The 22,724-nt window shown below is 65.2% G+C and carries 21 protein-coding genes and 4 tRNA genes; 11 read left to right on the forward strand and 14 right to left on the reverse strand.

The window, feature by feature from the left end:
* Positions 1-43: 43 nt before the first annotated feature.
* From ncot_RS10410 to ncot_RS10435, 6 genes are all read right to left on the reverse strand, one after another.
* Positions 44-1,243 (reverse strand): FAD-dependent monooxygenase, encoded by a 1,200-nt coding sequence (locus tag ncot_RS10410; RefSeq protein WP_168617547.1) that lies wholly within the window; start codon positions 1,241-1,243, stop codon positions 44-46.
* 34 nt (positions 1,244-1,277) lie between these two features.
* On the reverse strand, positions 1,278-2,207 hold the full coding sequence (locus ncot_RS10415; protein ID WP_168617548.1) for a cyclase family protein: 930 nt from the start codon (positions 2,205-2,207) through the stop codon (positions 1,278-1,280).
* Positions 2,207-2,506 carry a Dabb family protein gene (locus ncot_RS10420; RefSeq protein ID WP_168617549.1) on the reverse strand — a complete coding sequence of 100 codons (300 nt, stop codon included), beginning with the start codon at positions 2,504-2,506 and terminating at the stop codon, positions 2,207-2,209. The genes ncot_RS10415 and ncot_RS10420 overlap by 1 nt, the downstream gene beginning before the upstream one ends.
* A gap of 1,068 nt (positions 2,507-3,574) precedes the next feature.
* Positions 3,575-4,219 (reverse strand): NAD(P)H-dependent oxidoreductase, encoded by a 645-nt coding sequence (locus ncot_RS10425; RefSeq protein ID WP_206064936.1) that lies wholly within the window; start codon positions 4,217-4,219, stop codon positions 3,575-3,577.
* A 696-nt stretch (positions 4,220-4,915) separates the two neighbouring features.
* Positions 4,916-5,368 (reverse strand): molybdenum cofactor biosynthesis protein MoaE, encoded by a 453-nt coding sequence (locus ncot_RS10430; RefSeq protein ID WP_168617550.1) that lies wholly within the window; start codon positions 5,366-5,368, stop codon positions 4,916-4,918.
* Positions 5,369-6,568 carry an XdhC family protein gene (locus ncot_RS10435; RefSeq protein WP_168617551.1) on the reverse strand — a complete coding sequence of 400 codons (1,200 nt, stop codon included), beginning with the start codon at positions 6,566-6,568 and terminating at the stop codon, positions 5,369-5,371.
* Positions 6,569-7,486: 918 nt separating this feature from the next.
* Here ncot_RS10435 and ncot_RS10440 point away from each other — a divergent pair.
* Positions 7,487-8,305 (forward strand): hypothetical protein, encoded by an 819-nt coding sequence (locus ncot_RS10440; RefSeq protein WP_168617552.1) that lies wholly within the window; start codon positions 7,487-7,489, stop codon positions 8,303-8,305.
* A gap of 4 nt (positions 8,306-8,309) precedes the next feature.
* Here the strand turns inward: ncot_RS10440 and ncot_RS10445 are convergent, their stop codons facing one another.
* The 4 genes from ncot_RS10445 to ncot_RS10460 all read right to left on the reverse strand — a co-directional run bounded on the left by ncot_RS10445 (position 8,310) and on the right by ncot_RS10460 (position 12,047).
* Entirely contained in the window at positions 8,310-9,557 is a 1,248-nt protein-coding gene (locus ncot_RS10445; protein ID WP_168617553.1) for an IS256 family transposase, read from the reverse strand.
* Between the two features lie 553 nt (positions 9,558-10,110).
* On the reverse strand, positions 10,111-10,239 hold the full coding sequence (locus ncot_RS10450; protein ID WP_240937857.1) for a YegP family protein: 129 nt from the start codon (positions 10,237-10,239) through the stop codon (positions 10,111-10,113).
* 120 nt (positions 10,240-10,359) lie between these two features.
* Complete coding sequence (locus ncot_RS10455) at positions 10,360-11,442, reverse strand: IS630 family transposase (protein WP_168619296.1); 1,083 nt, start codon at positions 11,440-11,442, stop codon at positions 10,360-10,362.
* A gap of 533 nt (positions 11,443-11,975) precedes the next feature.
* Positions 11,976-12,047, reverse strand: a tRNA-Val gene (locus tag ncot_RS10460).
* 172 nt (positions 12,048-12,219) lie between these two features.
* On the opposite strand from ncot_RS10460, the gene ncot_RS10465 reads away from it, so the two are divergent.
* Complete coding sequence (locus ncot_RS10465; RefSeq protein ID WP_240937858.1) at positions 12,220-12,651, forward strand: SsgA family sporulation/cell division regulator; 432 nt, start codon at positions 12,220-12,222, stop codon at positions 12,649-12,651.
* 60 nt (positions 12,652-12,711) lie between these two features.
* Here ncot_RS10465 and ncot_RS10470 read toward each other — a convergent pair whose 3' ends face one another.
* A complete protein-coding gene (locus ncot_RS10470; protein ID WP_168617554.1) occupies positions 12,712-13,533 on the reverse strand; it encodes an aminodeoxychorismate lyase in 822 nt (273 codons plus the stop codon).
* A gap of 128 nt (positions 13,534-13,661) precedes the next feature.
* On the opposite strand from ncot_RS10470, the gene ncot_RS10475 reads away from it, so the two are divergent.
* From ncot_RS10475 to ncot_RS10485, 3 genes are all read left to right on the forward strand, one after another.
* Positions 13,662-13,734, forward strand: a tRNA-Gly gene (locus ncot_RS10475).
* A 45-nt stretch (positions 13,735-13,779) separates the two neighbouring features.
* Positions 13,780-13,850, forward strand: a tRNA-Cys gene (locus tag ncot_RS10480).
* Between the two features lie 22 nt (positions 13,851-13,872).
* Positions 13,873-13,947: transfer RNA gene (locus ncot_RS10485), tRNA-Val, on the forward strand.
* Positions 13,948-14,021: 74 nt separating this feature from the next.
* Here the strand turns inward: ncot_RS10485 and ncot_RS10490 are convergent.
* On the reverse strand, positions 14,022-14,630 hold the full coding sequence (locus ncot_RS10490; protein ID WP_168617555.1) for a TetR/AcrR family transcriptional regulator: 609 nt from the start codon (positions 14,628-14,630) through the stop codon (positions 14,022-14,024).
* Between the two features lie 63 nt (positions 14,631-14,693).
* Between ncot_RS10490 and ncot_RS10495 the strand changes: the two genes are divergently transcribed.
* The gene (locus tag ncot_RS10495) at positions 14,694-16,040 is read left to right on the forward strand and encodes a cytochrome P450 (RefSeq protein WP_240937859.1); all 1,347 of its coding nucleotides are present in this window, start codon (positions 14,694-14,696) and stop codon (positions 16,038-16,040) included.
* Positions 16,041-16,046: 6 nt separating this feature from the next.
* On the opposite strand, the gene ncot_RS10500 is transcribed toward ncot_RS10495, so the two are convergent.
* Complete coding sequence (locus ncot_RS10500) at positions 16,047-17,132, reverse strand: potassium channel family protein (protein WP_168617556.1); 1,086 nt, start codon at positions 17,130-17,132, stop codon at positions 16,047-16,049.
* A 64-nt stretch (positions 17,133-17,196) separates the two neighbouring features.
* Entirely contained in the window at positions 17,197-18,183 is a 987-nt protein-coding gene (locus ncot_RS10505; protein WP_240937860.1) for a YihY/virulence factor BrkB family protein, read from the reverse strand.
* A gap of 223 nt (positions 18,184-18,406) precedes the next feature.
* Between ncot_RS10505 and ncot_RS10510 the strand changes: the two genes are divergently transcribed.
* Genes ncot_RS10510 through ncot_RS10530 form a run of 5 tightly spaced genes read left to right on the forward strand, consistent with a single transcriptional unit; the run spans position 18,407 to position 22,680 of the window.
* Positions 18,407-18,772 (forward strand): YciI family protein, encoded by a 366-nt coding sequence (locus tag ncot_RS10510; RefSeq protein WP_168617557.1) that lies wholly within the window; start codon positions 18,407-18,409, stop codon positions 18,770-18,772.
* A complete protein-coding gene (locus ncot_RS10515) occupies positions 18,769-19,119 on the forward strand; it encodes a YciI family protein (RefSeq protein WP_168617558.1) in 351 nt (116 codons plus the stop codon). The genes ncot_RS10510 and ncot_RS10515 overlap by 4 nt, the downstream gene beginning before the upstream one ends.
* Positions 19,116-20,369: a DUF6596 domain-containing protein gene (locus ncot_RS10520; RefSeq protein ID WP_168617559.1), complete on the forward strand. Its 1,254-nt coding sequence runs from the start codon at positions 19,116-19,118 to the stop codon at positions 20,367-20,369. Before ncot_RS10515 ends, ncot_RS10520 begins: the two co-directional genes overlap by 4 nt.
* A gap of 29 nt (positions 20,370-20,398) precedes the next feature.
* Positions 20,399-22,003, forward strand: coding sequence for a sensor histidine kinase (locus ncot_RS10525; RefSeq protein WP_168617560.1), 1,605 nt, complete (start codon positions 20,399-20,401; stop codon positions 22,001-22,003).
* A complete protein-coding gene (locus tag ncot_RS10530) occupies positions 22,000-22,680 on the forward strand; it encodes a response regulator (RefSeq protein ID WP_168617561.1) in 681 nt (226 codons plus the stop codon). The genes ncot_RS10525 and ncot_RS10530 overlap by 4 nt, the downstream gene beginning before the upstream one ends.
* Positions 22,681-22,724 lie beyond the last annotated feature (44 nt).

Genomic DNA, 22,724 nt, shown 5'->3' on the forward strand with positions numbered 1-22,724 from the left:
CTCGTCTATGATGACCGGTCAATGGTTGACCGGTTTTTGTGTCTCACCCGGCAGCAGTGTGTGGTAGCCGAGGTAACCCAAACTTGTATTCTGCTTTGCCCGGCGGAAAGTTTCCCCCGTGCTGGAGTACCTCAGCCATCGCTCGAACTTTCGCCACGTAGGCATGCCCGATTGCCAGGCGCTCGGGCTCCCAGGCAGCTAACGCTTCGCCTACCAGGCCGCCCGCCATCTCAAGTTGCTCCGCCAAACTCCACGCGTCGGAAGCAGCCTTAGCTGCGCCGGCAGCGGCGTGTGGTCTCGGCGTGATGGCTGCATCGCCGATCAACACGATGTTTCCGAACGCCATACGGTCGACTTCGGCGTCTGATACCACGGTCACGAAAGGCTTTGACGCGGACAAAATTAGTTCGCGAAAGGGTCCGCCCAGCTGGCTTTCAGTGCGTTCACGGAGGCCTGTGAGGTTCTGCTCAGTGATCGCCTCGTGGTGGACCGATACCGGACGACGCTGCCCGGAACGATCAGTCATCAGTAGGTCGAGATCGGGGCCCTCGTCCATATTCCAATACCACTGGAAGTTCAGTCGGTGTCGACCAGTCAATCGACCATCTGTGGAGACCTGAGGGATCGGGTATGCGATGACGTGGCTGTCCTCGAGGAGTCCGTAACTGAACGCATCCTGAAAGAAGTTCCAGGTCTTCTCCGAGAGTTCAGACTCGTCAACCATCCCTCTCCATGTGACGTACCCGGCGTACTTCGGTTTGACGTCAAGCAATTCTGACCTAACAACAGATCCCCCGCCATCCGAGCAAACAATCAAATCTGCTGACGCTGGCGGCCCACTAGAAAAATGGGCGACCGGGCCAGACTCAGTCTGGACGATATGAGTCACGGAGCGTCCGAGGTGATACCGGTCGGTCCCAAACGCATCGAGCAATTTCTGGTAGACGGCGTTGTACGCGGTGAAGTGCCAAGATGCGTCGGTTTCGCCCTTCTTCTGTGCCGTTGCTCCGTCGTAATAACGCATCGATGTGCTGGGGACGCTAATCTCGTCGAGTTGGGTGTCCGTCCGTTCCAACAGGTATCGCACCAATTCTGGTTGAACGACGATTCCGGTTCCAAAGCCCGAAAGAAATTGAGGAGTTCGCTCGTAAACATCTACTTCGCAACCAATGTCACGCAGCACGTTGGCTGCTGTGAGACCTGCGATCGAACCACCTATAACGGCAACCTTGGGCATATTCATCGTTGGACTTCTCCCCTCATTCTCGCCGGTCGGTTCAGCGGTCATGCAGTGGCAGTGCGATCGGTCGCACGGGGGCTCCACTCGCACCCCGAAGACGAATTGGAGCTGCAATCAGGCAGAACTCCTCAATGCTGTCGCGTGAGAGCTCCTCGAGGTTAAGAAGTTCCATCATCGGCACCCCTGACTCGGCCAAGAAATGGCAGTGCCCTGGTAGCCAGTTGTCCTCATGCTGCGACGGTCCTACCTCAACACATTCTTGGTCAGCACCTATCACGGAGATGCGCTGACTAGTCAACCAATTGGCTGCCTCAAGGCTCAGACCGGGTGGATTCCCGAGGACCTTTGAACCTTCCGGCCAGTAACGCATCCGACCGGTCCGCACGAACGCGACATCACCTGGTTCAAGTGTGAGACCTGCGTTGGCGAGCGCCTTTTGACAGTCCTCGACACTGATGGCATAACTGTCCGGAAGACAATCAACTCCCTGGCTTTTCGCGATATCCAAAAGCACACCTCGGGTGATGATGGGAGGGATGACCTCGGCGCCACCCTTGTTCCATCCACGGCTTCCCAAGTGCTCGTCGGCCTTGTAGTTGTTGTAGATTTCCCCATCGACACCGAAGTGGTTGAGCGCGTCGATATGTGTGCCGGTATGCGTGTACATGAACACCACATCACCGGAATAGCACACGTGACGATTCACTCCTTCGCCGACACCATTCAGGTTGTCTACAACCGTTCCTTCGGGAGTGTGGCTCATGAAAATCTGGTAGCCGGGGTCACCCGCACCTTGAAAGCTCGGCATACCGACGAAGTAGTCGATGCTCAGGTCGTAACTGTGTGCTCCGTCCACGCGGGAAAGGAGCGCGGCCGTCTTCTCAGCGTTGAGGTAATTGAGTGCCCCAAGCTGGTCCGCGGCTCCCCATGGACTCGTCGCAACCTTGATGCCTGCCCGAGAACTCATCAGACGTCCACGCGTTCGAAGTCGACGACTGCACGCGCCGAGAACCGCGGTAGAAGCCGCTCAACGACGTCCAGGTGGAACGGGTCGACCGAGTAGGCCTCGAGGTCCTGCCAAGAGTCAAAATCGGTGATGAGAACGCCGTCGAACGGGTCACCATTGTCACCGGGGTCGCCTTGGTGGCTCCCGATCTCCCAGTGCCTGATGACAGGCAAGGCCCCAGGGAGGGTATTGAGGATCTCCACGATTTCCTCATTACTTTGGCCTTCAGCCACCTTCCAGGAAAACACGTGGCGAATCATGGGCTTCTCCTTGTATACGTTGATGTAACGCTCATTTGGGTCCGCTCAGTCTCTGGCGTTGCGGCGGGTTCACGCATCTCCATCCTCAGTAAGATCTGGAGACGTATTTCCGGAATGCTGATGATCAGTGAGGGACTCTCGGCGCGGGAGACGCAGAAGGTCAGTAGGTTGCGCACGATGAAGCGATCCGCGCTGCCGGCAACGTCGCGCCTCAAGTAGCGGCCTCAAGGTCGAGAACCGCGTGAGCGTAATCTCATGTGCCCACTCGCTTCGTGGCTCTAACGAGCATGTCAGGAGGGACGGGCCTGTCTTCGTCGTCGACTCTGCCATTCCCCCGCGGGGCCAAGGTGTCTGCCCTGCTGTAGACATCCATCTGGTGATGCCGTCCCGAGCGACCTCGGTGGGCACCAATGCAGATGAGATGTTCGACCTCGGTGGAGCGCAGTAGTGATTTAGGCATGCGGATAGCACATTGCACCAGCGTTCCATGACAGAGAAGACCTCCCAATGCCTAGTCATCCATCGCGCAGGTTGACCGACTGGCATGGAGCATGTGTCTGCTCCCCGATCCCTCGCCCGCGTCAGTGAGTCAACCCAGCCTGAGGAAGTAGGCAGGAGCGGTGTTCGAGCGGGCGTTGGCAGAGCGTCAGTTCGCTGAATTGCGACGAGTAACGACGGTGGCGCTGTCCGAATCCGTGGGGTGGCCCATGGCTCATGGATGGGCCGATTTCAACAAGCAAGTCAGCGCTTCGTCGATCAACACGACCTCTCTAACGATCTTGGCGAATCGCAGGGTTACTTGAAGGGCGTCACTCAGTTGGTTGACGATGATTCGAACTCGGCCACATTGAATGCACGCTGTCCAGTTCGTCATGGCAGAAATATTCCCGGGCGAATTGAAGCGCTGCAGGTCTGGAGCCTGACTTCCGGTCATTGAGAAAGGCGGCAAGCTGGACTGGGCTCCAGAGGACCTCAGTTCCCTTCCGGCACCGTGGTCCAACAACCAACATGAGACCAGGTACGGCTGTGTGCGAACAGCCGGAACTCACTGTTCGCGGGCGAGAATCCTTACGCAAACCTAGTGCGCAGGGGCATCAAGACCTTGGCAAGACGGGCTATTTCATCGAGCATCAAAATTCCGGCGGCATCTCGGCCGGCGTCATCCCGCAATTCACCATCCTCAGTGATTAATTCACCAAAGTTCGATATTGACACCCCTTCCAACACAGGAATCATGCGAAGCGCAGCGAGAACGGGTTTGAGTGCGGCCACCGATCGCAAGCCTGCCGAGATGCCTCCGTAGGACACAAGACCGACAGGCTTGTCAGCCCACTCAACGAACAAGTAATCCAAGGCATTCTTGAGCGCAGCAGGAAAAGAATGATTGTATTCGGGCAGAACAATGACAAAGGCATCAGCCCGGTCAACCGTGGCGCTCCATTCCTTGGTGTGACCTTTGGTGTACTGCTGTAACCGTGGGTGAAATGGTTCATCTAGCAAAGGAAGTGCCACCTGGGCCAAGTCGACCTCCTCCACTCCAAACCCAGCGTGCTCCTTCGCTACACGCTGTATCCAGTTAGCAACGGCTCCACCACGCCGATCAGGACGGGTGCTGGCGAGAATAACTTGCAGAATCGGTTGAGTCACAGCTTCCTCTTCTTTGCTCATGAGCTGGTTGAATTCCGATGTCGCAATCGACAATTTCCCTGCCACCTAATCACTGTTCCGAGGTAGCACACGTGCAATGGGGCGACCTTTTCTTGAACTGCACCAATGAAGGAGTACGCGAAAGGACCTCAGCTTTTCCTCCTGCTGACTTGGGGGGCACTCACCAAGGTGTCGCAACTGGTCACCGGACTAGTATCCGGCTCGCTGATAGTTTGCCGTTCCCCGGTTGTGCAGGAATCCCAACTCCTTTTTCCCTTTTCCGCAACCTGCGGGAAGCGGTTCAAAACCGAAGCAAAGGCCGGCTTGATCCGATCGAGGCGGACCCGATGGAAGCGAAACCATGTTTCGTCAGTCGTCGACTCCGTTCTCCTCCTGCTCTGCGGGGCGGGGCTGTGGTTACAGAGGGTCAGCTGCCGAGGTATCAGATGCGCGGCGCCAACACCAGGACGAGAGGTCGATAGGGCCAGAGACACTCGTCCGGCGACCACATCTGCGGGGTCAAGGCCTACAGACTTCAAGTCCGATTCAGAGAGCACGGAAAAGCGACCCCACCGGGCACGGTGTGACAGACCCGTCGCTGCCAGTCGATCCGTTCCTCCCTATCTGGCACCTGCTGTACGACGCCGAGGTCCCATGCGCTGACCTGGGTGCCGGCTTGTTCGCTCGCCGCGTGAGTCCAGCCGCGAGGCTCAACCATTCGGGTTCTCGAAACTCTCGGCCGGCAGACCAAGACGTCGCGCGTTAGGGACAACCAACCCACTCCTCGGTTCCATCTGCAAACATCTGGTGTTTCCAGATCGGCACCTCCGCCTTGAGCGTGTCGATCAGATCCCGTGCCGCAGCGAAGGCTTCCGCTCGGTGACTGGAGGAAGCCGCTACGACTACTGCCACATCGCCTAGGCTCAGGTATCCGACGGCGTGCACCGCGGCCAGAGCGCACACCGCGTGGCGTGACGCGACGGCCGCACATACGGCCTGCATCGCTTCCAACGCACGCGGGTGGGCGCTGTAATCCAGCGCGTCGACCAAGTTCTCTTGGTCATGGTTGCGAACGCGGCCCACAAACAATGTGACGCCGCCTGCTCCGTCATGATCAACTGCGTGCAAGACCTCGTCCACGCTCAATGCCTGTTCCCGTATGGCTACCAGTCGGACAACGTCACGTGGCGCTGGGGACTGTTTCTCCTGGAACATCTATCGGGCCACCCTTGCGACACTGGCATTCTCGAGCACGCGCCCGTTGGATTTGATGGCGGACTCTTGAGCTGCCGGCATCAATGGAGCAGCAACTTCAATTGAATTCCCGTGGATCGGCGCTGACGTCTTACCGAGCGGTCGTCCTGTTCCGCGCCATTGCGTTGCAATTATCTCTGCTGCGATGGAAACGGCAGTTTCTTCAGGGGTCCGGCCCCCCAAATCGAGGCCAATAGGTGATGACAGGCGCGAGAGTTCTGCAGGCTGGAGTCCTGCTTCGCGCAGCCGCTTCAGACGGTCTTCGTGGGTGCGCCTATTCCCCATTGCTCCGATGTATTGCGCATCCGTGCGAAGTGCTACGGCAAGCAATGGGACATCAAACTTCGGATCGTGGGTCAGTACGCACAGAACTGCCCGCTCATCCACCTTGCGTCGTTCAAGATAACGATGCGGCCACTCAACCACGACTTCATCCGCGTCAGCGAACCTCGCTTTGGTAGCAAACACCGGACGGGCGTCACACACGGTCACATAATATCCAAGGAATTTTCCGATGCGGACGACAGCGGCAGCAAAGTCGATCGCGCCGAACACGATCATTTCTGGTGGTGGCGCAAACGCCTCAACGAAGATGGTCAGGTCATCCATTCGCTCCTGTCCTTGGGGTCCGAGCTGCACCTCACCAGTACGACCGTGCAGGAGCATCCCTTCAGCGGCGGCGACGACCGATTTTCGTAGCGGACCATCAGGGATGGTGCCAGCTGTACGTCCGCCTTCAACCACGACCCGAGCACCGACTTCATCAGATCCATTGGTGATGGTCGCGACTGCGATGGCGCTACGTCGCCTGTGCGCGGCGATGACGTGGGCGAGTTCTGGAAAATCCTCACGACCAGCAAGTTCGACGAAGACTTCGAGAGATCCACCGCAGGTCAGACCCACCTCCCAAACGTCAGATTCAGAAATCCCGTAGCGTCGCCGCACAGGTATTCCAGTCGCCAAGACCTGCTGAGCTAGCTCGTAAACCGCACCCTCAACGCAGCCACCCGAGACGCTTCCAACGACTTCTCCGGTCTCCGAAACAGCCATGGACGCACCCGCGCTGCGCGGAGAGGAACTCCAAGTGGACACGACTGTGGCCAGCGCGAAGCGAGTACCGTCGCGGTACCAAACGTCAAGTTGGTCGATGATGTCACGCATGAAGTGGTGTCCCTTTCAGGTTTGTCGCCCGGGGGGCTCCAAAAATTCAATGCCTGGTTCATGCATCGCGGTGCCGGTGACGGTGGCAGAAAGACTTACGAGCTAAACCGTGCGGCACTCAAGGCTAACGAGGCTCTCCCTGAACTGGGCTGCAGAAACGTAACGAATCTGTCTGGTCAACATTCGATCGTATGCTTGACCTTGGCGAGGTGGCACGGTGCTGAGCCCCAAAGGTTTGCGCAATCTGGTGACAGATTTTCGTGAAGGCTTTCTGAAAGCCAGCCCTGACCCGTCTGGCCATCAGAGACGCGCAACGCAAACCTTTCATTGCGTGATCGCTAGGGCTCCCTGGACTCTGGTTGACGGGGAACCTGCTCTCACCGGCGCCAAGCGCGAGACGGAACTGCCCGACACAGACGGTTCGACAGACACCGAGTGGGGACCCGCACAGATAGCGCCACCACCTCAATCGCTTCCCACGCAAGGAACAGAACGACGAGGTTCATCCAGCCCGGCGCACCCGCTGCCACAGCCTCCGAGGCGGCCTTCATGGCAACAAGCAGGGAGGCTGTCAGGGCGAGCACTCCTACGACAATGCGTAGGGTGCGCCGCAGCGCTCGCGCTCGGCGGATCATGACGCTCGGCGGGGGTAACGTGGAAGGTGCTGATGCGCGAAGGCCATCGCTGCGATGACGGGAAGTTAGGGATAGACGAGCATCGTCACGAGAAGGACGTTCGCGTTCCCCCTAGAATAGTTGATCACCCTCGCTCTACATCTCGGCCCACGCGCTTGGGGTTTCTCTGAACCAGTATGGGCGAGCACGCTACGAGGCGTCCCTGGAGAGCGACAGCCCCCTCCAGCTCAGCCAACTCCACGCTGCCTACGCACTGCAGCCGACCACCGGATGGGTTGGCCGGATGTCCGTCTCCGAGAGAGTCGCCGGACGCTACCTCGACGGGCGCTTCACCGAGGCGCTCCAGGGCGAAGCCATCGCAGCCATCGAGGACGACACTCGTCTCCCCCGAGCCCTCGCGGGATGGGACATCCAGGCCCACCGCACCCTCGCCTCCGACACATGGCCGACCAACATGGTCCTCATCACCCGCACCCAAGGACTCATCGCCGGCGCCGCGATGGTCCTCGTCGACGCCGCACAACTCGCCGGCCACCTCGAGCCCACCGACCGGCTCAACCCCGCAGTCGTCGAGGCGGACCAAGCCTGGAGCAACCTCGCCAGCCGCTGGGGGGACCTGACCCTCCCTCACGCCCGCCTAGATCCCGACCTGATGTGCGCCGCCGCCGAAGTCCGCGCGGCCTACCGCGAGCTCACCCACGACGCGACCACTATGGCCAGCCTCACCACCATCGCCACCCGACCCGGCCTCGAACGGGGCACCATGGCGTCCCTCCGCTCTCTCGAGTCCGGGTCCGAGCTCTCTTACGTGATGGTCGAAAAGGCAAGCACCCCAGGGCTCACCGGACCCGCCCGCGCGGTCTCCATCCGCGCGCACAACGACGTCGAGGCCGGCCTGGCAACGCCGCCCGCCGAAGGCGACGTCGTCTGGGTCTCACCTGCCGATATCCTCGCTCGCCGAACAATCCTCATACCGCCGCCAGTCCGGGAGTCACTGCGTGCGGCGAGTGCAACTACCGCTGCTGCGTCGTGCGCTGCGGCAGCGGTAGCGACGGTTGGTCAAGTCCCGGGTAGTGGTGTAGCGCTGCGTTCTCCTTGTTGATGGTTCAGGCAGTCAGTTCGGGTAGGTCGTTGACTCCGATCTCGGGTTCGGTGGTGGGCACGATGTTGATGCGGCAGCGAGTGAGGACTTCGAGTCCGAGGTAGCGGCGGCCTTCGGCCCACTCGTCGGTCTGCTCGGCGAGGACGGCGCCGACGAGCCGGACGATGGCGTCACGATTGGGGAAGATCCCAACGCTGTCGGTGCGGCGCCGGATCTCGCGGTTGAGGCGTTCGGCGGGGTTGTTGGACCAGATCTGGGTCCAGACGTCTTTCGGGAACGCGGTGAAGGCGAGGATGTCGGCACGGGCACCGTCGAGGTGCTCGTGGACCTCAGGGAGTTTGTCGGCGACGTAGTCGAGCAGCCGGTCGAACTGGGCGTGCACGGCGGGCGCGTCGGGCTGGTCGTAGACCGAGTGCAGCATCGCCTTCACAGCAGGCCACATCGTCTTCGGTGTGGTCGACATGAGGTTCGCTGCGTAGTGAGTGCGGCAACGCTGCCAGCTGGCGCCGGGCAGGTTCGCCGCGATCGCCTCGACCAGCCCGGCGTGGGCATCGGAGGTGACGAGGCGGACACCGCTCAGGCCGCGGGCTGTGAGGTCGGCGAAGAACTCGTTCCACGCCGCACCGGTCTCTGACGTCGCGACGCGCATGCCGAGGACCTCGCGGTGTCCGTCGCCGTTGACGCCGGTCGCGACCAGGACGACCGCGTTGATCACACGGCCGCCCTCGCGGACCTTCATCGTCAACGCGTCGGCGGCGACGAACGTGAACGGCCCCGCTGCATCCAAGGGCCGGTGCCGGAACTGTTCGACGTGCTCGTCGAGCTCAGCTGCCATCCGCGAGACCTGGGACTTCGAGAGTGAGTCGATGCCGAGGGTCTTGACGAGCTTGTCCATCCGCCGGGTGGACACCCCGGCGAGGTAGCAGTCGGCCACGACGGTAATCAGCGCAGACTCGGCGCGCTTGCGACGCTCGAGGAGCCACTCAGGGAAATAGGTGCCCTTCCTGAGCTTGGGGATCGAGACGTCGACGGTGCCGACGCGGGTGTCGAGGTCGCGGTGGCGATAACCGTTGCGCTGGCTGGTCCGGCTCGGGGTCGGGCGGCCGTACTCGGCACCGACCACGGCGTCGGCATCGGCACTGAGCAGGGTGTTGATGATCGACTGGAGCAGCGAGCGCATGAGATCTGGACTCGCCTCAGCGAGGGCTTCGCCGAGCAGGCCGGCAGGGTCGACAATGTGGGGAGCGGTCATCGTGATGACTCCATTCGAGGATTCTGTGGAAGGTTGACTCGAAGGATCACGCGGTGGCCGCGTCCACGTCCGACATACACGCCGGTCACGAAGACAGCGACCGCGCTACACCACTATCGGGGACTCAACTCGACGGTTGCCCTTACGAATAGCCAGGATGCGGCACCGACCAGCGAGCCTGTGCAACCGCCCAAGAGCCCTCTGCGTCCAACGCAGCAGCACTCGTCCGACCAGACAACTCGTCCACGCGAACTCTCGCTCCGTGACGCCCCGGTGTCAGACCGTCACCGCTGATACACATGCGCGCCAACGACCGAGAAAGAGCGGCCGACTCGCGTGCGAATGGCCGCTCCGGGCGCCTGCCCACCCTTAGAAGACCATCACCAATCGCCGGCGGGAGGTCCCGGCTGCCAGACCAAGTGCGCGTCATCTCCCCAAGATCCGCATGGCCATCACCAATGGCTGCGGGGCATACATTCGCATCCAGGGCAGTGGCACATGAAGCAGAAGAAACCGCACCCGTCGCTGTTGGGGCGGGGGCTTTCAAGTGCGCTCAGGCGTTATCGTGCACGATCTTGGCGCCCTCAGCCGCACGCTGAACCGAGCCACAACCATTCTCCGCAGCGTCACGCGTGTTGTAGGCCTCGCCGACGGCGACAATCTCGCCGTTGCCTGCCTTCAACCGGAACCGGAACTTGCCCCCTTGTCCTCATAAACTTCAAACTTGCCAGCCATGATCGACCTTCCGAGAGAGTGCCATTGGATAATGCGAGGCTAGTGTCCTGTCAGGTTGAAGGGCCGGCTATTTGTTGATCGCCCGGCAATAGCCGGCCAGCCGCTGGAGGATCTCGTCGGCGCTCTTGTGCCAGACGAAGGGTTTGGGGTCCTCGTTCCAGGTCTCGACCCACGCGCGGATGTCGGCAGTCAGTGCTTTGACGCTGCGGTGCGCAGAGCGTTGAAGCTTCTTGGTGGTCAGTGCTGAGAACCAGCGTTCGACGAGGTTCATCCACGACCCGTAGGTCGGGGTGAAGTGGAAGTGGAACCGCTGGTGGCGCAGCAGCCATTCGTGCACGGCAGGGGTCTTGTGCGTTGACAGGTTGTCCAGCACGACGTGGACGTCGAGGTCGGCAGGGACCTCGGCATCGATCTTGTCGAGGAACCTGACGAACTCGGCGCTGGTGTGCGAGGGCCGCAGGTCGGTGATCACCTTGCCGGTCGCGATCTCGAGGGCGGCGAACAGATCGATGGTGCCGTTGCGGATGTAGTCGTGGGTTGCCTTGGCCGGAGTGGTCGGCAGCATCGGCAACGTTGGTGCGCTGCGATTGAGGGCCTGGATCTGGGGTTTCTCATCCACCGCGAACACTGCTGCCGCGACGGGTGGATTGAGGTAGAGCCCGACGATGTCGCGGACCTTCTCGATCAACTCGGGATCTGGGGAGACCTTGAACTCCTCTTGGCGCCAGGGCTTGAGCCCGAACGCACGCCAGATCTCGCTGACGCTCTGGCGGCTGATGCCGTGGCGCTCGGCCATCGATCGCGTGGACCAGTGGGTAGCGTCCTTCGGCGCTGTCTCGAGGGTCTCGACCACGACCGCTTCGATGATCTCGTCACCGATCGTGCGCGCCGCGCCGGGTCGGGGCGCATCGACGAGTCCTTCGAGGCGGTCGGCCGCAAACCGGTGACGCCACTTGGCCACCGTGGCGCGGCTGATCCCCAGTTGTGCCGCCGCCTCGAGGTTGGTGACACCCTGGGCCACCGCCAGCACGATCCGGCACCGCGTGGCCAACGCTTGGGATGAGGAATGCCGACGGGCCCATCGTTCGAGCGTTGCTCGCTCGTCCTCGCTCAGCTCGATCGCGACTGTCGGTCGTCCCGCACGTCCCATCACCGGCTCCATCCTGTTGAGGCTCTTGCCTCTTCAGAACCCAGTTCAGACTACGAAATTCCCGAAACAGCGATATTTGTTCACGGAACAGCCTGACGGAACACTAGCAACCCCGCACCACGACGGCTACAGGTCTTAGACCAGGACCCGCTGAACAGCGTTGCAAGGCTCGCGAAAGCGCGTTGTCGCACCAAGCCGCACGTTGGTCCTGAGCTTGACTTCCAGAGTTTGACCGCAGGTCATGTGGATCCTTGGATGCCCGCTCATCGGCATGAGCGTGCGCCTTCGAGCGTGCGCAGCGCGCCCGGAGTTCCTGCCATTCGGCCACGGCTCCTGCGGGCCGACGCGGATCGCCCAGGACCGCACGAGGTGTTGCGGTGTTGCTCGACCCCGCCAAGGCGGGTGCCTCTGGGCATATGCGGAGTCCCTCAGATTGAGCGCTTGAACTGATGGACACATGGTGGACACGTGACCAAATCAGAACAGCCCCTGATCCTTGCGTTTCCGCAGGTCAGGGGCTGTTTTCGTGAGCGTGGGCGATACTGGGTTCGAACCAGTGACCTCTTCGGTGTGAACGAAGCGCGCTACCACTGCGCCAATCGCCCGCAGGTGCGTCCGGAACATTAGCGCATGGATCGCCTCGACGTGGAATCGCACCCCCGGACCAGCCATGAGAACGTCGCGACACGTGTGATCCAGATATCTTTCAATCACGCGTCATGACTTCCCGACTCGAGCGTTTCATCACTGACACCGGCTCCAGGGAGGCATTCACCCATGCGCTTCGACGCAGATGCGTCACGCAGCACAGTGACGAACGAGATCACGATGCGATGTGTCGACGACCGGGGAGAGTCGGTCGTCCTCGACGCGGTCCTCGGCTACGACGTCCACGACCCGTACGCCGTCACTGCCACGTTCCGCACCGACTACTACGAAGTCGTCTGGACCTTCGCCCGGGACCTGCTCCTGCGCGGCCTGACCGACCCCGCCGGCGAGGGCGACGTGCACGTGTGGCCCTGCCTGGACTCCGACGGACGCTCGGTGGTGATCATCGAGCTCTCCTCCCCCGACGGCGAGCTGTCGGTGCTGGCGCCGTCAGCGGACGTCACCCGCTTCGTCAACCGAACGCTGGCCCGCGTTCCCGTGGGCACCGAGGGCGAGCACATCGACGTCGACCAGCTCATCGACCTCCTCCTGGCCGTCTGACCGGCGACACCACCGTGGGCCGGAGCTCCGCCCGACGAGGTCGCGAGGACCCCGACCCGATCACGGGTCGGGGTCTTCTGCTTCCTTGCGCGCCCAGGTCTGTGCGACCTCGCTGGTGACCGGCCCGGGTGCCGGGTGCTCGCGCCCGTCCAAGGAGTGCACGGCCTGCACGTCCCGCGTCGTCGAGACGAGGAAGACCTCGCTGGCCCGGTCGAGCACCGACAGTGGCTCGTCGACCTCGCGGGCGCCGTACCACTCCAGGACGAGAGCGCGCGTGACACCGGCCAAGCAGCCCGAGTCGAGCGTGGGGGTGCGCAGCTCACCGTCGACGACGTAGAAGATGTTGCTGCCGGTGCCCTCGCAGATGTTCCCGGCGAGGTTCACGAACAACGCCTCGGTGGCTCCGCGCTCAGCCGCGTGGGCCAGCGCGACCACGTTCTCGGCGTACGACGTGGTCTTGAGGCCGGCCAGCGCCCCGCGCTCGTTGCGGGGCCACGGCACGCTGACCACCGACGTGCTCGGAGGGTAGGGCTCCATCGGTGCGGCCACCACGGCCAGGGTCGGTGGGGCCTCCCCGCGTCCAGAGCCCAGGGGCGCGACGCCACCGGTGAAGGTGATCCGCACCCTGCCCAGGGGCAGGTCCTGGCCGGCGACGACTTCGTCGACTGCTCGGCGCACGACCGTCTCGTCGACCTCCGGGAGCCCCAGGCCCGCGGCACTGCGCGCCAACCGGGCCACGTGGCGAGTCAGCGCGAAGGGACGCCCCTCGACCACCTTGACCGCCTCGAAGACCCCGTCCCCCACCGTGAATCCGTGGTCGGAGACGGTGATCGCCGCCGCCCGCGGATCCGACAGCACCTGTCCGTTCACCCATGCACGCATGCCTGCAATGTAGCCGTGCATCCGCCCTTCGCGGCACCGGCCAACACGCACTTGGTGGCCCGGATTTTGCACGACCCCCACGTTCGGTTAATGTTCTTCTCGCACCGCCGGTCCGCCGGAGGTTGCAAGCGGACGTAGCTCAGTTGGTAGAGCGCAACCTTGCCAAGGTTGAGGTCGCGAGTTCGAGCCTCGTCGTCCGCTCGGAGAGGTCTCTCCCATACCGGCTCATCCTCGGGTGGGCCTCACGGTGGGTTGGCCGAGAGGCGAGGCAACGGACTGCAAATCCGTGTACACGGGTTCAAATCCCGTACCCACCTCGAATCCACAAGAACTCAACACGGGCGATTGGCGCAGCGGTAGCGCGCTTCCCTGACACGGAAGAGGTCACTGGTTCAAACCCAGTATCGCCCACCACCTTCGAACGGCCCCGAGCACTCGGGGCCGTTCGTGCATTTCCAGGTTGCTCGGGAGCCGTCAGCGCGCGTCGTTCACCCGACGGGCCGCACGAACAGCGCAAGGGCTCGACCGAGGAGGTCCGGCGCAACGGCCCCGGGGGCCACGTTGCGCTCGATCGCCAACCCGTTGGCCAGTGCCATCAGCAGCGTTGCGACCTCGTCGGCAGGCATCGCCAGCTCCACGCCCGCCAGCCGGGAGTGCTCGGCGACGGTGTCGGCGATGATGCGGTGCAGGTCGCGACGCCGGCGCAGGAACGAGCCGTCCGGGTCCCCTTGCCGGACGGCCCGGGCCCAGAGCTCGACGAAGAGCAGGTTCCAGTCGTGGTTCTCGTCCATGGCCCGGGTGAGCCTGTCCCCCAGCGCGCGGGCCTGCGCGGACAGCGGCTGCTCCGTGTTGGCGATCGCGGCCAGGCCGAGCTCGACGTACGCCGAGACGTGGTCGTCGGCCAGCTCCTCGACCAGGGCGTTCTTGCTGCTGAAGTTGGAGTAGAGCGCGCCCTTCGTGAAGCCTGCCGCCGCAGCCACCTCGTCCATGCTCGCCGCCTCGATGCCACGGCGCGCGAAGACCTGGGCCGCCGCATCGAGCAACGCACGGCGCACCTCGTCACGCGTGGGCCGCCGTCGACTGGTGGGAATGGACACGCGCGCTAGGATACTGCACGGTATTGGATACCACTCAGTATCGATGCGAGGAAGGCGTCCCTGATGTCCCTGATGAACCGACTTGGCGCGGTGCGCGAGAACGTCGCGCACGAGGTCGCGCAGTCCGTGCGCTGGGGCTTCGGCCAAGCGCTCCCCCAGCTCGCGCTCGGCGCGGCAGCACGTCGTGGCGACCTCCACGGCCGCTTGGTCGCCAAGACCGTCGACGGCGCCGAGATGCCCACCGACCTCTTCGACGAGGCGCGCGCCAACGGTCCCCTGCAGCGCTCGAAGCTCGCGTTCGTGACCGCCTCCATGCCAACGGTCAGGGAGATCCTGGGCAGCCCCGACGTGCACGCGGGGGTCGAGTTCCAGGCCACCGGCGCGCTCGGCTCCGTGGCCGACTGGGCCTTCGCCAAGGCACCCACCGGCCCGCTCACCCCACCGTCGCTGCTGGTCATCGAGCCGCCGGAGCACACCCGCTACCGCAAGCTGGTGACCCGGGTCTTCACGGTCCGCGCCGTGGAGCGACTCCGCGCACGCACCGAGGAGATCGCCAACGGACTGCTCGACGAGATCGCCGCGAACGCTGACAGACCCGTCGACCTGGTGGAGTCCTACTGTGCGCGGCTCCCGGTCACCGTGATCGCCGAGATCCTGGGGGTTCCCGAGGAGGATCGGGCCACCGTCCTCGACTTCGGCACGGCTGCGGCGCCGAGCCTCGACCTAGGCCTGGGCTGGCGCCGCTTCCGCGCCGTCGACAATGCGCTGCTCGCCTTCGACCAGTGGCTGGCCGACCACCTCGAGGCCGTGCGCCGCAACCCGGGCGGCGACCTGCTGAGCCAGCTGGTGGCTGCTCGCGACGACGAGGGCAACGGGCTCGACGAGCGTGAGCTGAAGGCCACGGCCGGCCTCGTGCTGGCCGCCGGCTTCGAGACCACCGTCAACCTGCTCAGCAACGGCATCAGGCTGCTGCACGATCACCCGGAGCAGCTGGGGCTGCTCCGCAACGACCCTGACCGGTGGCCCCAAGCGGTCGAGGAGGTGCTGCGCTTCGACCCACCGGTCCTGCTCACCGGGCGCACCGCGTCCACGGAGACCTCCATCGCCGGTCGACGTGTCCCCGAGGGCGCGATCCTGACCGCCTTGCTGGCAGGGGCCAACCGCGATCCCGACGTCTTCACCGATCCTGAGGTCTTCGACGTGACCCGGGAGAACGCCGGCGACCACGTCTCGTTCTCAGCGGGTCGCCACTACTGCTTGGGCGCAGCCCTGGCCCGCATGGAGGGTGACGTCGGGCTGCGCACGATCTTCGACCGCTTCCCCGATCTCCAGCTGCTCGACGGAGCCGAACGACGCTCCACCCGGATCCTGCGCGGCTGGGAGAACCTGCCCGCTGCGTTGAAGGCCTAGCGTCAGCTAGTCCTCCTCGGCGGTCTCCTCGTCGTGGGTGCCGGGACGCGGCGCCCACGGCTGCTCCTTCGCCGGGCGTACGACGATCAGCCGGTCGCCGCGAGCCAGCTGGGTCACCACCGGGTCGAAGTAGCGGTAGACCTTCTCGTCGCGCACCACCGCGATCACCTGGTCGGGCAGGGACTGCGGCTGCTTGCCGACCTCCTTGACCAGCAGGTCGCGCTCGGCGACCTCGAGCCCGGTGCCGTAGGTCATCAGGTCCTCCATCACCTCACCCAGCTTCGGTGACATGGACGAGAGGCCGAGCAGTCGACCCACCGCCTCGGACGAGGTGACCACCGCGTCGGCGCCGCTCTGGCGCACCAGCGGCACGTTCACCTGCTCCCGCACCGCCGCCACGATGTAGGCGTCGGGGTTGATCTGGCGCACGGTCAACGTCGCCATCATCGTGTTGGCGTCGTGATCGGTGGTGATGATGACCTGGGAGGCGTCGGCAACCCCGGCGCGGCGCAGCACGTCGCGACGGGTCGCGTCACCGGCAATCACGGCCAACCCGTCGGAGTTGGCCTCCTCGCGAGCCAGTGGCTTCGGGTCGACGACCACGATCGACTCGGGGTCGGTGCCGTTCTGGACCAGTGCGCTGGCCGCGCTGCGCCCCTTGGTGCCGTAGCCGATGACGACGACGTGTTGGTGCATCTTCTTCCTCCACCGGGTGACCCGGAACATTTCACGGCCCTGGGCGGCGAGCACCTCGAGCGTCGTACCGATCAACAGGACCAGGAACGCGATGCGGGCGGGCGTGATGATGAATGCGTTGACCAGCCGGGCGGAGTCGGACCAGGGCGTGATGTCGCCGTACCCGGTCGTGCTGAGCGTGACCGTCGTGTAGTAGATCGCGTCGATCAGGTCCACCCTGCGGGTGGGATCGTTGTTGTCGTAGTAGCCGTCGCGGTCGAACCAGACCAGCAGCACGGTGCCGACGAGGATGGCCAGGGCGAGTAGGAGGCGCCGCCCGAGCTCCCACCACGGGGACCGCGAGCGGGCCGGCAACGAGACACCGCGCAGGACCTTCTGGACTGTCTGGTCGTCCACCCGGATCAGTCCCCCCGGGATTCGCGTGAGCGTGTCGGCACGGGGGCCAGTGTGGCACGGGCGATCATTCCTCGGCCCCGGTCTCGGTGCGGCGTGGCGCGTATCGATCGGTGATCTTGTTCGGCAGCACGGCGTTGATCCTGCGCATCAGCTCCTGCCGCGCACGCTGCGTGGTGTTCTGCGGGAAGGCGGTGTCGCAGGCAGCGTTCAGCGCCGCGCCGATCAGCACAGCGATGGAGACCAGGTAGAGCCACAGGAGGACAGCGATCGGCGCCGCGAGCGGACCGTAGACGGACTTCGAGTCGGCAGCCGTGGCGGTGAGGAACCAGCGCAGCAGGTAGGAGCCGAAGACCCAGCAGGCGAGGCTGAAGGTCGCACCGGGGAGGTTGTAGCGCCACAGGGTCCGGACCGGGACCGACACGTGGTAGAGCGTCGCCAGGAAGCAGATGCACACCACGATCACGACGGGCCAGTAGAGGTCGTCGAGGAACTGCAGGCGCTCGGGCAGCCAGTCGCGGACCAGCCGCGGCCCGGCCACCACCAACGGGATCGAGACCGCACCGGTGACCAGGCCGAGCGCGTAGAGCCCGAAGGACAGCACGCGTGTCTTCACGATCCCTCGGTGCCCACCGAGGCCGTGCATGATCGTGATGGTGTCGACGAAGACGTTCAGGGCCCGGGAACCGGACCAGAGCGCCAGGATGAATCCGATCGAGATCACGTCGAGGCGACCGCCGGCGAGCACGTCGTCGAAGGTCGGAACGATGATCTTGTTGACCGCGCTGTCGGTCATCGCCCGGCTCGAGAGGTCGATGACGGAGTCCCGCATGTCCGCGAGCTGCGTGTCGCTGAAGGTCTGTCCCAGGTAACCGATGGAGCCGGCGAGGGCGAAGATCAGCGGCGGCATAGAGAGCACCGCGAAGAACGCTGCCTCGGCAGCCAGCCCGGTGACCCGGTAGCGCATGCAGGACGACACCGTCGCCACGACGAGACGCCAGAACAGCCGGACCAACCCGAGTGGCAGCCCGTCCTTCCTGTTCGCGGCGGACATGCGCCTAGGGTATCGACATGGCAGTCCACATTCGCGCAACGACGACACCCTGAGCGTCCGTGACCTGCGCCCGGCCGACCGCTCGCGGTGTGTCCGCCGCGGCTCGCCTGCCTCGCACCTTGCATCGCGAGAGTTCTCGTGGAGTCTGTCGATTGCGGCGGTGCTCGCCCGTCATGGTGGTGAGGTCGCGCCCGCGGCCTCGGAGACCCAGGAGGAAAGTCCCATGAGTCACTTCATGATCCTGCTCCCGGCCCCGGAGGCCGAGTGGGCGAAGCTGCCACCCGAGGAGCACGAGAAGGGGATGGCGTCCCACGGGCAGTTCCAGGCCGACCTCGAGGCCGGCGGGCACCGCATCATCGCGGTGAGCCCGTTGGAACCGTCGACCCTGGCCACCTCGATGCGACCCGACGGCAACGGTGGCGCCATCGTCACCGACGGCCCGTTCACCGAGTCAGCCGAGCAGGTGGTCGGCTTCTACTGGATCGAGTCCGACGACGAGGCCGGGCTGCGTGAGATCTGTGCCCGGTTCGCCTCCCGTGGCGAGCACATCGAGCTCCGCCGTCGCCCGCAGGAGGAACGGCACTCATGAAGCGCTACATCTTCCTGATCGCCTACGAGCCCGGCCACTTCGAGCAGCTGACGGCCGAGCAGCAGGAGCCGTTCTTCACCGCGCACGCATCGTTCTCGGCGTACGTGGCCGAACACGGGCAGGAGCACGGTTCGGCCGCACTGGCCGACACCGACACGGCAACCACTGTGCGGCACGTCGACGGCGCCGCGACGATCAGTGACGGCCCGTTCGCCGAGACGGTGGAGATGATCGGCGGGTACTACGACGTGGAGCTCCCCGACATGGACCACGCGATTGCCGCCGCGGCCCTGCTCCCCCCGTCGTACGCCGTGGAGATCCGGCCGACGGTGACCATCTCGAGGTGACCGATCCGGACGCAGTGCTCGACGCGACGGTTCGCGAGGAGTGGGGCCGGCTCGTGGCCCTGCTCCTCGCGCGCCACCGCCGGCTCGACCTCGTCGAGGACGCGCTGGCCGACGCCGTCGAGGCGGCCGCGCGGGCCTGGCCCGAGCAGGGAGTCCCGCACAACCCACCGGCGTGGCTGAACACCGTGGCCAACCGTCGCATCCTCGACCAGCTGAGGGCCGAGGCGATCCACCAGCGCAAGGTGCCGCAGCTGGTCATGGACGCCACGCGGCCTGTCCCGGCCGAGGTGATGGCCGACCCCGGTGGCCTCATCGAGGACGAGCTGCTCCGGCTGGTGCTGATGTGCGCACACCCGGCCCTCGCCCCCGAAGCAGCCGGCGCCCTGGCCCTGCGCCTGGTCGTCGGTGTCAGCACGCCCGACATAGCGCGGCTGTTCCTCGTTCCCGAGTCGACGATGGCGGCTCGGATCACCCGCGCGAAGAAGAAGATCGTCTCCGCCGGGATCCCGTTCGCGGTGCCGAGTGAGGAAGACCTTCCCGGGCGTCTCGACACGGTCGCCCAGATCGGCTACCTCGCGTTCACCGCGGGCTACGCGCCGGGATCCGGGCCGGACCTGTTGCGTGCGGAGCTCGCCGGGACCGCGATCGAGCTGATCTCGGTCACCGACGACCTGCGAGGGCAGGACGATCCGGTGCTGGTCTCGTTGCGGGCGCTGATGGGATTCCAGCACTCACGCCGTGACGCGCGGGTCGATGCGGCGGGAGCGCTGGTGCTGCTGGCCGACCAGGATCGAACCCGTTGGCACCGCGACGAGATCGCCGCCGCGCACGAACGGCTGATGAGCCCGGCACTGCTCGGGCCGATGTCGCCCCGCGCCGCCGCCTACACCCTGCAGGCACGGATCGCTGCCGAGCACGCCCTGGCACCCTCCACGGCGGCCACGAGCTGGTCCCGCATCGTCTCGCTCTACGACCTGCTGCTGCAGGTGATGCCGGGGGCGCCCACCGAGGTCGCCCGAGCCGTTGCCGTCGCCGAGGAACGCGGGCCCGCCGCGGGACTCGAGGCACTCGGCCCGATCACCTGGGCGGGCTCACACCGGCTTCCCGCGGTGCGCGCGGACCTGCTGGCCCGGCTCGGTGACACCGACGCCGCGCGGTCGGCGTACGACACCGCGATCGACCTGTGTCGCAACGAGACCGAGCTGGCCCACCTCAGGGCGAGACGGGACTCGCTCGACGGCAGCGGCTGACTGCTCGCCACGTGCGGCACAATGCGGGGATGGTCAGAGGCAGGAGCCGGCCGGTCGGCACGCGTGACACGTCCGTCGCGCGACAGGTGCTCCTCCTGCAGGTCCTCGTGGTCCTCGTGCTGGTCGTGTCGGCGATCGCGCTGGCCACCTTCGACGCCCGCAACGACACTCGGGCCTCCGCCCGCGAGCGTTCTGTGGCGGTCGCCGAGACGGTCGCCGACGCGCCGGTCCTGGGCAGCGCGCTCGCCAGCCCGGACCCCTCGCACACCATCCAGCCGTACGCCGAGCGGGTGCGCGGCGACACCTCGGTCGACTTCGTCGTGGTGATGGCGATGGATCGCACCCGTTACTCACACCCCAACCCGGAGCAGCTCGGCAAGAAGTTCATCGGCGACCTCGGTGGGGCGCCCGACGGCCAGGTCTTCACCCAGGAGTACACCGGCACGTTGGGCCCCTCCATCCGATCCGTCGTCCCCGTGACGATCGACGGCGAGGTGGTCGCGATGGTCTCCGTGGGGATCACGGTCGAGAAGACGCGTGACCAGCTGATCTCGACGCTCCCTGCCATCGCGGCGAGCGCAGCCGCCGTGCTGCTGGTGGGCCTGCTCGGTGCGTGGTTGATCAGCCGGCGGTTGCGGAGGGTCACGCACGGGATGGGTGCCCAGGAGATGACCCGGATGTACGAGTACTACGAAGCGGTCCTGCACGCGGTGCGCGAAGGCATGCTGCTGCTCGACTCCGACGGTCGCGTCCAGCTCGTGAACGACGAGGCCCGTCGGCTCCTGCACCTGCCCGACGACGTCATCGGGCAACCCCTGGCCGACCTGGGGCTGCCGCCCGGACTGGTCGAGACCGCGGTCGGCGACACCGCAGCCGTCGACGACATCTACATCTCCGGGGAGCACGTCCTGCTGGTGAGCGCATCCCCGGCGGTGTGGGAGGGGCACGGGGTCGGCTCGGTGGTGACCCTGCGCGACCACACCGAGCTCCAGTCCGTCTCCGGGGAGCTGGCGGCCGTCCGTGGACTCACCGACTCGCTGCGCGCCCAGAACCACGAGGCGGCCAACCGGCTGCACACCATCGTGTCCCTGATCGAGATGGGTCGGCCCGAGGACGCCGTCGAGTTCGCCACCGAGGAGCTGCAGGTGGCCCAGCTGCTCACCGACCGGGTGGTCGGTGCTGTCGAGGAACCCGTCGTGGCGGCGCTCCTGCTGGGCAAGATCGCCGAGGCGACCGAGCGCGGGATCGAGCTGGAGGTCACGGGCAGCGTGGCCGAGCATGCTCCCGTGGCCAACGCACGGGACCTGGTGACCGTGATCGGCAACCTGGTCGACAACGCGATGGATGCCGTCACCGGGCAGCGGGACCGCAGGGTCTCGGTGCAGCTGTCCACGGTCGGAACGCGGATCGAGGTCGTCGTCGGCGACAGTGGCCCGGGACTCAGCGAGGAGGCCGCCGCCCACGCCGTCGAGCGGGGCTGGTCGACGAAGGCCTCCGCCGACGAGAGCGGTCGCGGGGTCGGGCTCGCCCTGGTCGGCCAGGTCGCCCGCCGACACGGCAGCAGGCTGCGCTTCGGGCGCTCCCGGCTGGGCGGGGCCGAGTTCACGGTGACCCTCGGGGAGGAGGCGCGGTGAGCGTCCGGGTGCTGGTCGTCGAGGACGAACCGCTGGCCGCGGAGGCGCACGCGTCCTACGTGCAACGTGTCGACGGCTTCGAGCTCGCCGGCGTGGCTCACTCCGCCCACGAGGCCGCCCGCCACCTGGCCAACGACCAACACGTGGACCTGGTCCTGCTCGACATGCACCTGCCCGACGGCCACGGCCTCGGGTTGTTGCAGCGGCTGCGGGCAGCCGGGCACCTGTGCGACGTGATGGCGGTGACATCGGCACGTGATGCCGACGTCGTCCGACAGGCCGTCTCCCAGGGCGTGGTGCTCTACCTCATCAAGCCGTTCACGTTCGCGACGTTCCGCGAGAAGCTGCACCAGTACGCGGCGTACCGCGCACGCGTCGACGCGGCGGCCGCCGGGGTCGTCCAGGAGGACGTCGACCGCATGATGGGTGCGCTGCGGCCGACGGGTCCTTCGGTCGCCATGCCGAAGGGCCTCTCCCCCGAGACCCTCCAGCAGGTGACCACGCTGGTCCGCGAGAGCGAGGTCGCGCTCTCGGCCACCGAGGTCGCCGAGCTGGTCGGCGCCTCCCGCGTCACCGCCCGGCGCTATCTGGAGCACCTCGCCGACCGGCAGCTGGTGGAGCGCAGACCACGCTACGGCGGCGGCGGGCGTCCCGAGGTGGAGTACGCCTGGTCCTGAGGCCGCCCGGTCCTGAGTTCGCCACGCCGGCCCCTTGGCGCCCG

Origin of the sequence: Nocardioides sp. JQ2195 (assembly GCF_012272695.1) — a bacterium.
In the GTDB taxonomy this organism is placed as follows: Bacteria; Actinomycetota; Actinomycetes; order Propionibacteriales; family Nocardioidaceae; genus Nocardioides.